12 protein-coding genes are annotated in these 13,040 nt (G+C 56.5%); all 12 read right to left on the bottom strand.

The annotated features are described in order from the left end of the window. Positions 1-129 precede the first annotated feature (129 nt). Positions 130-738, bottom strand: coding sequence for a nucleotidyltransferase family protein (locus AC0YOA_RS19025; RefSeq protein ID WP_475787906.1), 609 nt, complete (start codon positions 736-738; stop codon positions 130-132). Further along, positions 731-1,858 (bottom strand): XdhC family protein, encoded by a 1,128-nt coding sequence (locus tag AC0YOA_RS19020; RefSeq protein ID WP_475787905.1) that lies wholly within the window; start codon positions 1,856-1,858, stop codon positions 731-733. The genes AC0YOA_RS19025 and AC0YOA_RS19020 overlap by 8 nt, the downstream gene beginning before the upstream one ends. Before the next feature lie 72 nt (positions 1,859-1,930). Then, positions 1,931-4,168, bottom strand: a complete 2,238-nt coding sequence (locus tag AC0YOA_RS19015; protein WP_475787904.1) for a xanthine dehydrogenase family protein molybdopterin-binding subunit — start codon at positions 4,166-4,168, stop codon at positions 1,931-1,933. Next, entirely contained in the window at positions 4,165-4,650 is a 486-nt protein-coding gene (locus tag AC0YOA_RS19010) for a (2Fe-2S)-binding protein (RefSeq protein WP_210046306.1), read from the bottom strand. The genes AC0YOA_RS19015 and AC0YOA_RS19010 overlap by 4 nt, the downstream gene beginning before the upstream one ends. Before the next feature lie 24 nt (positions 4,651-4,674). Beyond that, positions 4,675-5,634, bottom strand: coding sequence for a substrate-binding domain-containing protein (locus tag AC0YOA_RS19005; RefSeq protein ID WP_475787903.1), 960 nt, complete (start codon positions 5,632-5,634; stop codon positions 4,675-4,677). A 24-nt stretch (positions 5,635-5,658) separates the two neighbouring features. Then, a complete protein-coding gene (locus tag AC0YOA_RS19000) occupies positions 5,659-6,504 on the bottom strand; it encodes an FAD binding domain-containing protein (protein WP_475787902.1) in 846 nt (281 codons plus the stop codon). Positions 6,505-6,576: 72 nt separating this feature from the next. Further along, complete coding sequence (locus tag AC0YOA_RS18995) at positions 6,577-6,888, bottom strand: 2Fe-2S iron-sulfur cluster-binding protein (RefSeq protein WP_210046309.1); 312 nt, start codon at positions 6,886-6,888, stop codon at positions 6,577-6,579. 22 nt (positions 6,889-6,910) lie between these two features. Then, the gene (locus AC0YOA_RS18990; RefSeq protein ID WP_475787901.1) at positions 6,911-8,608 is read right to left on the bottom strand and encodes an FAD-binding protein; all 1,698 of its coding nucleotides are present in this window, start codon (positions 8,606-8,608) and stop codon (positions 6,911-6,913) included. Positions 8,609-8,639: 31 nt separating this feature from the next. Continuing rightward, positions 8,640-9,413, bottom strand: coding sequence for a LamB/YcsF family protein (locus AC0YOA_RS18985; RefSeq protein ID WP_475787900.1), 774 nt, complete (start codon positions 9,411-9,413; stop codon positions 8,640-8,642). 143 nt (positions 9,414-9,556) lie between these two features. Next, positions 9,557-10,981 (bottom strand): UbiD family decarboxylase, encoded by a 1,425-nt coding sequence (locus AC0YOA_RS18980; protein WP_475787899.1) that lies wholly within the window; start codon positions 10,979-10,981, stop codon positions 9,557-9,559. Between the two features lie 42 nt (positions 10,982-11,023). Then, on the bottom strand, positions 11,024-12,100 hold the full coding sequence (locus AC0YOA_RS18975; protein ID WP_475787898.1) for an ABC transporter substrate-binding protein: 1,077 nt from the start codon (positions 12,098-12,100) through the stop codon (positions 11,024-11,026). Between the two features lie 78 nt (positions 12,101-12,178). Further along, the gene (locus AC0YOA_RS18970) at positions 12,179-12,982 is read right to left on the bottom strand and encodes an ABC transporter permease (protein ID WP_475770024.1); all 804 of its coding nucleotides are present in this window, start codon (positions 12,980-12,982) and stop codon (positions 12,179-12,181) included. Positions 12,983-13,040: the final 58 nt, after the last annotated feature.

Genomic DNA, 13,040 nt, shown 5'->3' with positions numbered 1-13,040 from the left:
TGAATGTAACAGGGCCGCACATGGGCGATGAAAAAACCGGCAACCCCTGTTTGCCTAGTTTATTCCCTATTGCTTCAGTTGTAAAGCATGTTTGGATGCATCATTTAGATGGAGGGGGTGAAAAGGGATTTACGGCTGCAAACCGGCAGTCCGAAGATAATGCCGGTATTCCTCTGGGGTATCGATATCCCGGGGCGCATCCTCTGGCGTATCGACATATACCACCTGCTCCTTGTAATCGCGAAGTAGGGATTTGGCTCCGATATCCTCAGAGAGGGCTAGCAGCTCCGGAAACAGTGACGCATCGAACAGAACGGGATGTGCGGGCCGGTTCCCGTAACGGGCCTGGACAATCAACCCGCCGGTTTCCCGGTAAACCTCGCCGACCCTTCTGATCATATCGCTCTTCATGTCAGGCTGGTCGGCAAGCAGGACGATAAGGCCCTTGGGTGCATGCTTCGCTGCCAGAATCCCCAGTCCGGCGGCAAGCGATGCGCCCAGACCCAGATGCGAGCGGTCGGTCTCCAGCCATTCCACAGGCAGATCCCCCGCATGCTCCCGTTTCACCGGGCCATGCTTCGCCGCAATGACGGCTGTCCGGCAGTTTCCCGCTGCAAGCGCCCGAAGAACGGCCTGCTTCAGCAGACTTCCCTCAGCAGCCGGAAGAAGAAGCTTGGGTTTGCCCATCCGTCTCGAAGCGCCAGCGGCAAGAATCAATGCCCATATCTGCTCAGACATGATGGGACTCCTTCACCGGGAGAATGGGCGGGAAATGACGGGCAGCGGCGGACAGCCCCAACCCCTTGCTGCTTCGCAGAAATCCGCCGGATCGGCCTTTGCGGCAGGCCGTAACCTCTGCCATGATGCTCATGGCGATCTCCTGCGCCGTCTCCGCCCCGATATCAAGGCCCACCGGCGAATACAGCTTGTCGAGCAGCCCGCTGTCAAAATTCTGATCCTGCGCCCGTATATGCGCAAGTATATGCTCCAGCCGGTATTTGGAGCCCACTAGCCCCAAATAGGCCACATCCCCAGTCAGCAGCTTCCTTACCGCCTCGCGGTCCAGTTCAAGATTATGACTCATGACCACGACATATTTTCCTCTGATATCCGCTTGTTCAAAGCCCAGCCGCGGAATGATCCGGATGTCATCCGCTTCCGGGAATCTCTCCTTGCTTGCTTTGTCGGTCAAGTGGTACAGAATGCTGACGCGCCATTGAAGCATCGCCGCCATGCTGCACAGAAGCCGGGCATCGTCGCCAACCCCGACAATGATCAACTCCGGACGTGGCGTGATGGCTTCAACCAGCAGCTCCAGCCGAACGCCATTCAGTGATAAGGGCACAACCCCTGCCTTGCGTCCCTCGGCCAGCGGATTGTCGGCCGTTCCATCGGGACGGGTCCAGCGTGTGCCCGGAGGGCAGAGCTTCGGATCGGATGAGGTTACAACCGTTACGGCTTCATAAGGCAGGCGCGTCTCCGCGCGCTTCTGCAGGTCCTCCAGCAGATCGCGGGCCGCATCCGGATAACGGATGGGATCGAATGATTCGAGCCAAACGGTAATCGCCCCGTTGCAGCCGATGCCGGTTCCCCAGACATCGTCTTCCCCCGCGCGGAAATCGTAATAGACTTTGTGCGACCCGCCGGTTCGCATGACTTCGCCGGCATAGCCGCGCAGGTCCTCCTCGATACAGCCGCCGCTGAGAATGCCCGTCACTTCCCCGTCCTCCAGGATCAGGCATCTTGCGCCTTCCCGGCGGTACGCGGAGCCTTCCACATCAATCACAGTCGCCACCACGCACGATCTGCCCTCCGCCTGATAATCCAGGAGAGTACGGTGGATCTCCTCCATGTCCATTGTCACCTCCGCCCCTTGTCTTGTCTTCTCCTGCTGCCCGGCGGGCGCGAGGGCTGGAGAGAATATCGTCACCTAAGAATGCAGCGATCTCCAGACCCGTTCCGCCGATAACGGCAGCGCATAACCGCGTTTGCCCGTTGCATGGGCAATGGCGTTGGCAATCGCCCCGGGCACAGGGTCCAGCGCCACTTCGCCCAGCGATTTGGCGCCCAGCGGTCCATGAGGGTCTGCATCCTCGATAAAAGCAACCTCGATCTGCGGAATGTCCTTCGCCCCCGGCATCCGGTAATCCATCATCGACGGATTCATCACGCGGCCTTCCTTCACAATCAGATCCTCCATCGTCACCCAACCGATGCCCTGGGCTACTGCCCCAAGCACCTGCCCCTTGGCCATAACCTCGTGGATAATCGTCCCGGAGTCATGAACAGCCCAATAACCGACAACCTTGGTCCGGCCGGTGTCAGGGTCCACTTCCACCTCCGCGACATGCGCGGCGAAGGGATAGTTCGGTGATGGATGTCCGTAATAAGTGGCGTCCGGCATCTCCGTATCCGGGATGTAGGTTTCTCTGACGGCCATTTCCTCTCCGGCGTGGCGGGCGCGGTACCAGGCCGATATTTCGCTCAGCGGGTAAGTGCGCCCATCATGGATTACGGAGCCGCCTTCGAATACCGCTCCTTCTCCTAGAACCGTCCTTGCCAAGTCGGCAATCTGCTTCAATAAGGAATCGGCCGCCTTGTTCACGGCATTGCCGCCGATAACGGTGCTCCGGGAGGCAAGCGTTCCAATGCCGAACGGATAACGTCCCGTATCCCCCGATTTGATCAGGATCTCCGCCTCGGGGATGCCCAGCGTACGGCTCGCAATCCGGGCATAGGACAGCGACATGCCCTGGCCAAGCTCAATCTCGCCGGTCTCGATCTCCACCTGACCGTCGGACTTCAGGCGTGCAACGGCTGTTGAGCCGTCAAATCGGGGATCTATGGCGCGGAATCCGGACACATGGTTCGCCACCCCCAGCCCCAATCCCCGGTAAGGCGGCAGCTCGCTGCGCCGGCTCCAGCCGGATATCTCCTTCACCTTCTCGATGCACTGCTCCAATTTGCAAGTATCGAGGCGGTAGCCGTGGATCGTCGTATCGCCTTCGTGAACGATATTTTTCAGGCGAAGCTCGGCGGGGTCCATGCCCAGCTCCAGCGCGATTTCATCGATGACGCTTTCCACCGCGAACAGCATCTCCGCATTGCCGAATCCCCGCATGCAGGTCGTCGGGCTGTTGTTGGTATAGCACAGATACCCTGCTGACTTCACATTTTGAAAATGATAGATGTTATCCGCCCGCGTGCACGCCGTCGAGATCACATTGGGACTCCAGTATACCCTCGCCCCGGCATCGGCATATACAGTCAGGTCTTTGTATACAAAATGGCCTTCCTCATCCGCCCCGATTTCGATATCAAAGGTCAATGGGACGCGGGGATGCGCGGTAATCATATCCTCGTAACGGTCAAGAATTATCTTAACGGGCCGGTTGGCCGCCATTGCAAGCGCCGCAGCGATAACATGGACCTTGAGCACATATTTGGAGCCGAACGATCCACCTATCGGCGGCACAATGATGCGCACCTTGTCCTCAGGCAGTCCGAATCCGGCCGCATAAGTCTCTCTGGCCCGGTACGGAATATGAGAGGGCGCCCAGATCGTGATGCCTTCCTCCTCCGACCAGCTGGCAAGGACGCCAATCGGCTCCAGATGCCCCTGATAAATGCGGTTCGACAGATAGCGGCCGCCTTTAACGACTGCAGCCCTCCGCTTCCCGTCCTCTATATCTCCGCGTTCCAGTGCGATCTGCATGGGACGGTTGAACTCCACGTCGTCATGCAGCAGAAGAGCCTCCGCTTTCATCGCTTCCTCGGGATCGAACACGCCGGGCAGCTGCTCGAATTCCACCTCGATCGCAGCCAGCGCCCGCTGCGCAGCTTCCCTGCTCTCAGCGGCTACCGCGGCAATCTCGTCGCCGATAAACAGCACACGGTCCTTCGCAAGAATATTCCAGTCCTTGAATTTGGTCGGACCGTATTGATGATCCGGAACATCATCAGCCGTGATAACCGCTACGACTCCCTCAACTTCCCTCGCCCGGTCCACATTGATCCGGGTAATCCGGGCGTGAGGGTAAGGACTGCGGTAGATGGCCCCGATCAGCTGGCCAGGAAAATTCATATCATGCACATATTTCGTATGTCCTTCAAGCTTCAATTTCAAATCGGCGGGAGATTTCTTCATGGCTGGCTTGACAGTATTCATCGCGCCGCTCCTCTCGCTGCTACGACCTGCTCCGCTGCGTTGATAATACCAAGATAGCCGGTACAGCGGCATAAATTGTTCTTCAGCGCGGCTCCCACATCTCCGCCAAACAGCCCGGGATTCTGCATCCAGGCCCATAAGGTCACCATAACACCCGGTGTGCAAAAGCCGCACTGGACGCCGCCGTTGTCCTGCATGGACTGCACCAATGACTGGAATTCACTCTTCAGCGACAAGCCTTCGATCGTTTCGATCTTCTGCCCCTGGGCGGAAGCGGCGGGAATCAGGCAGGATACGACCGGCTGGCCGTCTAGCAGAACGGTGCAGGCTCCGCATTCGCCTGTGCGGCAGCCTATCTTGGTTCCAGTGAGTCCCTGGCCTTCGCGGATCACATCCGCCAGCGAATCTGTCGCCTCTCCGTGCCAGACGGTATCTTGTTCGTTAATCGTCAATTTAATCGGGCTATCGGTTCCACCATTCATTCTGACGCGCACCTCTTCCCATCCTTATGTGTCCAGTACGGATGCATGGAAAACCTCTTCCAGTGACAGATCCCGCTTCAGAAGACCGTCTTCCTGCAGATAAGTAATGAATTGCCGGATCTGTCCCCAGTTCTTGTCCGTACCGTAGGGCCAGATATCTCCGTCCATAAGCTTCATGGATTGCTCAACTGATTCCCAGACAAACGGATTCGAGGTATTGTTCTTGATCGTCTCCAGGAGTCCGCCAATCCCCTCGTTCTTGATTTCCTGCATCAGCTCGTACAGCTGCCGGGGCAGCTCAGGGTGACGGGTGCTTGTTTCCTCCTTCATCGAGACCAGGTGCATAATCGGAAAAATCCCGGTGCGCCCGTAATACTCCCGCTCCACATCCCATACGTCAGGGATCAGGCGGCGAAGAACTCCCCCTTCTCCGGAAGCGGCAAACAGCTTCGCGGGAGGACGGCGGGCCGACATAATCGCATCGACCTTTCCTTCCGCCAGCGCCTCGAATATATCCCCTTCCGTCAATACAGCCGGAATGTCGACAGGAACACGCTCCGGACGGAAGGTGAACCACTGGATATCCTCATTGCCGATGCCCCACTCATGTCTGAACATGCCTCTGACCCAAACGGCGGCGGTCATTTGAAATTCGGGGAAACCGAAGCGGCGGCCTTTCAGCTCGGAGGGATGCTTATACGGGCTGTCCGAACGGACATAAATCGCATTGTGCCGGAATGAACGCGACAGAAATACGGGAATGGCTGTCAGCCGGGTGTCGCCTCCGCCCTTGGCAATCAGATAAGATGCCAGCGAAAGCTCAGACACATCGTATACAGCCCGGGATATCTGATTGACGAATATATCCTCGATGCTTTCCTGCTTGACCTCCAGGTCAAAACCCGGTATGCGCTTGGCTCCGGTCAGCAGCTTAAGGGTACGGTCGCTCTCGGACATCGCTATCGTTAATTTGTTCTCTGTCATCCTTTTTACTCCTCCCACCTAAATCTACAGGTTCCCTGCCAGCAAACGGGCAGCCCGTTTAATATGCGTTCCAACCAATGAGCGGCGGTATTCCGCGCTTGCTCTTATATCCGTAATCGGCGAGCTGCGGCGCGCATACAAGTCGCCAAGCTGCTCCAGCTTGTCCTCATTCAGCTCTCCGTTCCACAAATGCTCTTCTTCGGCATTCAATGTGAACGGCTTTGGCGCTGCTGCGCCAATGGCGGCAGTGGCCCACTCGACCTGTCCTGCGCTGCCCTGAAGCACCAGCGCTACGGAGACGATTGAGATATCGGTCGCCGCACGCTGATCATAGCGCAGGAAAATCTGCGGAATGCCCAGCATCCGCTCCGGAATGAACAGGGAAGTAATGATCTCCCCCTCGCGCAGTCCGGTCTGCTTCGGTCCGGTTATAAATTCCTCAACCGGCACACTGCGGGAGCCGTCAGCTCCAGCCAGCCTTACCTCGGCCCGGTATGCAACCAGCGGAACCACCATGTCGGCTGCCGGTGAAGCATTAGCCACATTGCCGGCCAGGGAGGCCCTGTTCTGGATCTGCCAGCCGCCGACGATCTGTGCGGCCTGCTGCAATGCCGGAACGATGCTGAACGTATCGCTGCCCCATATCTCGGCAGCTGTAACGGCTGCGCCGATCTCAAGACCGTCCTCATGGCGGCTGACCTCTCTCAGCTCGGCCACGTTCCGCAAATCCAGCCAATCCATGCCCGTCCTCTCGGACTCTCTTCTCTGCCCGTTAACAAACAGATCTGTTCCCCCGCATGCGATGCGGGGCTTGCGCTCCTGAAGCTGCTCCAACGCTTCGGTCAAGCTGCGGGGCTGAAGCCAGGCCATAGTTTTCCTCCTCAACGTATGATGAATGCTCGGTTGACACAGCCTCGACGGGAAAACCCGGCAAGAATCCCGCTATTCCAGCGAAGTAGCCAAATCCTTGATCCACGGAAGTGCAGCAAGTGGCTCAATCGTGACCTCGCTGCCCGGCACCGCGCGGATGCTGCAGAGATAACCCGCCTTGCCGCCCACGATCGCCGAGCATTCCTTGCAGGCATTGGCGGAGCGGCAGGAGTACCTTACGGAGAGGGAAGGATCCTTATGCTCCCGTATCCAGAAAATCGCATCCAGCAGGCTCATTCCCTCCCGATAAGGGACCTCGAAATGCTCCAGGGAAGCCCCTGTTGCGGCATCGCCCCGGACCACGTTCAAACTGACAATCGACATGTGATTTCTCCTCTCATGTTATTCAAGCTTTAACAGGCAGTTCAATTTGCCCGATTACCCATTCCCCGTCCCCATCCAAAGTGAAGGTGGAGCTGAAGGGAATGTCCAGCATATCTTCAAAATCCAGGCGGACGTGAGCGCCGCGGGATTCTTTTCTGTCCAATGCGCCCATAATGATCGACTCGCCGATTTTCAGCAAATTGGCAGCCTCCAGCTTCTCGACCAGCGTCAGAGCATACGTCTGCTGCTTGGCCAGCGAAATCGCCTGCAGCTCGGCGCGCAGCCCGCGGACCTGCTCCAGCGCTTCAAGCAAGCCGCTTTCCGTACGCAGCGGACCTGCTCCCTTCCACATCACCTGCTGCAGCTTGCGCTTGAAAGCCTGCAGCGAAGCGGTGTCCCGCTCCACCGGATGCGGATGCCAGAATTGCGCCAGACGCGCAAGCTCCGTATCCAACGCCTGTCTGGCAGCAGCCGGATTCGTGCCGCCCCGTTCGCGGGCTGCCGTTTCCCCAGCGATGCGCCCTGTGACAAGCGCTTCCGTGATGGCATTGCCCGAGAGACGGTTCGCGCCATGCATGCCATAAATCAGCTCGCCTGAGGCAAGAAGACCCGGCACGCGGGTTCTCATGCTGTCGTCGACCTGAATCCCGCCCAGCATGAAATGCGCCATCGGCGCCACCTCAACCATATCCTTGGTCAAGTCCACACCCTGATCCGCCAAAATGCCGATGACCGGCCCGAAGGCTTCCCTCAGCTTTTCCTCGGGCACCATGCGGAAATCAAGGTAGGCTCCGCCATGCGGAGTTCCCCTTCCCGCTTCAACCTCCCGGAAAATCGCCAGTGTCGTCTGATCGCGAGCGGCTGTATATTTTCCGGCAACCTCGCCGTTGTACTTGTCCATGAACTCTTCGCCGTTCCCGTTCAGGAGCCGTCCCCCCAGCTTGTAGCGGAAAGGATCCCACATGATAGGGTCGATTCCGACAAGCGGCGGGAACAGATGCGCAATCGGGAAGAACTGTACCATCTCCATATCACGCGCTTCGGCTCCCGCCTCTACGGCGAGAATGTACCCGTCTCCGGTCATATTGGTGGAGGCGCTGTTGCGTTCATACACTTCTGTCAGACCGCCGGTTGCCAGAATGACGGATGAAGCCGCGATGCTTACCGGACGGTAATTCTCCATTTCAAAACCCACTGCCCCGACCGCGCGTCCCTCTTCAACGACGATCTTCGTAATCATGATATTCTTCAGCCGCTTGATCTTCGCGTCCTTCCAGATCGCTTTCTTCAATCCGGCAGAAGTTGCTCCGCCCGTATTGAGAATATCCACATAGACGCAGCGGGCTTTGGAATGGCCCGGAGCGAATGCCTGCGAATGCTTGCCATCCGGCGTTCTGGCCCATTTCACGCCATAACGCTCCGCTTCCAGGATGACCTCCGGCCCCCTGTCCACAATCGCGCGGACGATCGCCGGGTCAGCCATTCCACGGCTGCCCTTCATCGTATCCTCGAAATGAACGTCAGGATTGTCTTCCTCGGCTTCCCCCAAAGCAACAGCTACGGTCATCTGGGCCAATATGGTGGCACCGCCCCGGCCGATCAGGCTTTTATCCGTCAGAATGACGTCGGCGCCTTCATCGGCCGCCGCTCTTGCCGCCATCATGCCGGCTGCGCCGGCCCCGATAATCAGCACATCCGTTTGTAAATGCAATGTTTCCACTTGCGATTTGCTCCTCTCTGTCTGCATAAGCTCACCGGCTCGGCGTTGCTCCCGGCGGCTGGACGGTTATGCCCGCTGCCGTTAATGAACGGTTGATTTTCTCGGCAAATTCTACAGCATGGATGCCATCCCCATGAACGCAGATCGTATCCGCCTGTATCGCTACATCGGTCTTCTGCTGGGAAAGCACCTTCCCTTCGGATACCATCCGGATCACCTGATTGAGCGACCGCTCGTCGTCGGTGATGACCGAATCAGGAAGCCTTCTGGAGGTCAGCGAACCGTCAGCCTGGTAAGTCCGGTCCGAGAATACCTCGCTCGCCGTCTGCAGCCCCACCTTGCGGCCGGCTGTGATCAGCTCGCTGCCTGCAAGTCCGAACAAAATAAGCTCAGGATCGACTTTGTATACCGCTTCGGCAATCGCCTCCGCCAGTGCGGCATTGCGGACCGCCATATTATATAAAGAGCCATGCGCCTTCACATGCTGAAGCTTTGCGCCTTCCGCCCGAACGAAGCCCCATAATGCGCCAATTTGGTAAACGACGATATCATAGGCTTCTTCCGGCGAAATATCCATGTCCCTGCGTCCGAAGCCGATCAGGTCCTGAAGTCCCGGATGAGCGCCGATGGCTACGCCATGCTCCAGACACAGCTTGACCGTGCGGCGCATGGTGGCCGCATCGCCGGCATGAAATCCGCAGGCGATATTCGCCGAGGTTACAAATTTGAGCACCTCGGCGTCTCTTCCCAGCTTGTATGCGCCGAAGCTCTCCCCCATATCGCAGTTCAAATCCACAACCTTCATTGTTTCTTCCTCCCGTTCTTTTGTCAGCTTGCGTTCCGCCCGCATGAAACAGGGCAGCCTCAAACGCATTCGGCAGAACCGGATAACAGCCGGTCCGCCGCGTCGTTTGAGGCTTAATAAAGCTTATATTGCAGCTGAATGCCTTACAGCCACTTGTCTTTCTCTTCCTTGTTCAGCTCGCGCAGAGCCTGCAGATCGGCAAGCTCCACCTGCTCCCGCGGCACAACCGCCCGTTTGGGGAATATGACCGGCGGAGCCGGTTTGGTTGCATCGACGATGACCGCGCTGGACATCCGCGGGGTATTCTTGCCCTCCGCGTTATAATCCCAGTTCGTCGGCAGCAGGCCGCCCGGACCGTTCCATTTGGGAATGACCAGCAGGTCGCGCTCCGCGTCAAAACGGGTTCCGATGGCCCAGGCCACTTCCTCGCCGTTGAAGACGTCAATATCCTCGTCTACGACGACAATATGCCGCAGATTCTCCGGCTCGGTATTCAGGGCGGCGAACGCCGCCTTTTTCACGTCCGCATCCCTCTCTTTATGTAAAGAGATATAGCAGTTCATGCGGCTGTAGAACGGTACGTTGACGGTTTTCAGGCTGGGTACAACCTCTTTGACCGTCTGATAAATACTTCCGGAGCGGGGCACTCCGCCCACGACAAGATGCTCGCGGCTTGACGCGACGATATCCTGGAAAATCGCATTTTTCCGGTGCGTAATGCGCGTAATGCGGATCGTCGGCACCGAACCGCCGCCCAGATAGTGGCCCGGCCACTCGCCGAACGGTCCTTCTTTGTGATCCTCATCCGGAAGAATGACGCCTTCCAGTATGATTTCCGCATGCGCAGGCACAAGCAGATCAGAGGTTTCGGCCTGAACCAGCTCCAGAGCCTCGCCCATAAGCGCGCCGGCCGCTTCATATTCGCCGCCGATCCCTTGTACGCGGGAAACGGAGCCCATGACGAAGCCGGGATGATGGCCAATCGCGATCGCGATCGGAGCAGGCTTGCCCTGCTTCTTGTACTTCTTGTAAATCAACCCGCCGTGATGAGCGCCGAGAAACCATACGCCCATATCGCGTTCATTGAAGATTTGGTGGCGGTAAATTCCCGCATTGATAAGTCCGGTGTCCGGGTCGCGAATAATCATGACACCGGCTGATAAGTAAGGTCCGCCATCCATCTCGTTGTGGACAGGGATCGGAAGCTTGGAGAGATCCACTTCATCCTCGGAAATGATGGTTTCTTTGACCTTCGCCCGGGAACGGTCAATCTCGACGGGATCAATCGGCTTTTGCAGCTTCTCGCCGTAAACGCGCGGAATATCCTGCACCTCGCAGCCCAGATACAGGGCAATTCGCTCATACGAGGTCAGCAGGTTCGAGACGCAGGACAGACTGGAGCCCTTGACCTGGTCGAACAGCAGTGCCGAATAGTCGCCTTTCTCCGCCAGTGCCGCAGCATATGCGGTTATCCCGAATTTCGGGTCCACTTCCTTGTCCACTACGCGAATGCTTTGGGAATCGTATTCCGATAGCTGTCCCAGATATGTTCGTAAATCTTTAGCCATTGCGATTACCTTCTTTCTGCTCGGACTTATTAAACTTGCGACTTAAGGAGTTGTTGCTGGAAGCAAAGACATATCCACCGCTTGTTCGAATGGAATCTTCTCGGTAAGAATGCCTTGATCAAGCTGGGTTTGCTGTACGATTTCCGCACCCGCCTCGGAGACCTTCAAGCCTGCGGGAACCTTCTTCAATTGATTTTTGACCGCAGATTGCATGACATCCTCCGGTATTTGATCAAATGTTTTCAGCATGGCCGCTACAGCAATGGACGGATCTTTTTGCACACGTTCATTAATTTCATTGTTGACTGCCAGGAAGCGCTTCATGGTTTCCGTGTTCTTCTCTACCCAATCCGTCTTGGCCGTAATGATAATGCCTGCGTATTCGAACGGCGGATCATACAGGACCCGGTATTCGCCTGTAGCAAGCATTTGGGATATCGTCGGCTCCGACACCATTCCCCCGGCTACCTTGCCGCTCTGGATTGCCGCAAGCATCGTAGCCCCGCTGCCTCCGTTAATGATTTGAACGTCTTTGTCCGCATCGATATTGGCCTGTTTCAGACCTTCGCGAAGACCGGTGTCCGACAAGCTGCCTACTTTGGTGACGGCAAGCGTCGTGCCTTTCAAATCCTCCAGCGATTGATACTTGGAATCCTTCTTCACAATCAGAGTGTAGCCGACGCCATTGAAAATCTCGCCGTAGGCTTTAACACCCAGACCGTTCTTTTGCTGTCTCAAAATATGCTCGTAGGATCCCAGGGTAATATCCAGGCTTCCTCCAACCAGGGCTTGGACCATATCGGCGCCAGCTGTGAAATCCTTCTCTTCAATGTGGATGCCCGCTTTTTCGAAAGAGCCGTCGCTGATGCCGATTTGCGTAATAATCGGAGTCATCCCGCCGCCTACAAGGCCCAGACGGATCGTGACATCCTCCTGCGGAGCGTTGGCACCGGTATTCCCGGCTTCGCTTCCTGTGTTGTTTGTTCCAGAACCGGCATTATTGGCCGGTGCATTATTGGCCGGAGCATTATTCTCTGGCGCATTATTGCCGCCGCACGCGCTCAATACGATCATGATCAGAACGAGCAAAGCGGGTATTGCAAATCTGGATCTTCTCACAGCTGTTTCCTCCCCTTTACGGTTAAGTTATATTTGAATCCCCAATCTGTCCTCTAGGATTTGATTGGATCGTGATGCCTAACGGTATTTCAGCAAACGCCGCTCAAGCTGGATAATAATCTGCTCGAGCACTACCGCGATGATCATAATGAGCACGAGTCCGGTGAATATCCCCGTCGTATCCAGCATGTTCGACGAGTAGGAGATATAGAAGCCCAGACCTCTGTTCGCCCCTACCAGCTCGGCAATAACGGAACCAATCAGGGCCATTCCGATATTCAGCCTTAAACTGGTCAATATCCAGACGGTAATGGAGGGAAACACCACCCATTTGAGCTTGTGGTTCCATCTGCCCTTGAATGTACTCATCATGTCCAGAAGGTCCTTGTCAATATTCCTTACCCCTTCATAGGCGTTATAGAAAGCCACGAAGATGACCATGGCGACAACCATCAGGATTTTGGAGGACATGCCGATGCCGAACCATACGATGAAGAGCGGGGCAAGCGACACCCGGGGCAGGCTGTATAAGGCCATGACATAAGGATAAATCCATTTTTGAAAAATACCGCTGAAGGAAATGAGAATACCGAGCAGCGTTCCTCCAACCATCCCGATCAGAAGTCCGACAATCGATTCCTGCAGCGTGACGCTCATATGGAACCATAGATCACCGTCGACCGTCATATCATAAATCCGCTTGATTATAAGCGAAGGCTTGCTGACCCAGAAGGAATTGAAGGCTCTGCCGGACAGAAGCTCCCATAGACCCACAGTCAAGATGAATACTGCGATTCTCCCCAGCCAAATGGCTGTATTGCCAGCCTCGCCGCGCCTTGACGAGCGGGGTCCGGGAGTAACGACTTTGGATTTTGATGACATGTTCAAAGCCTCCTAAAAATTTTACGTAGCTTGACACTTGCATTCCCGGCAGCGAGGC

It is taken from the genome of Paenibacillus sp. JT22N12 (genome assembly GCF_056269365.1).
This window is presented reverse-complemented; position numbering and strand designations above follow the sequence as displayed.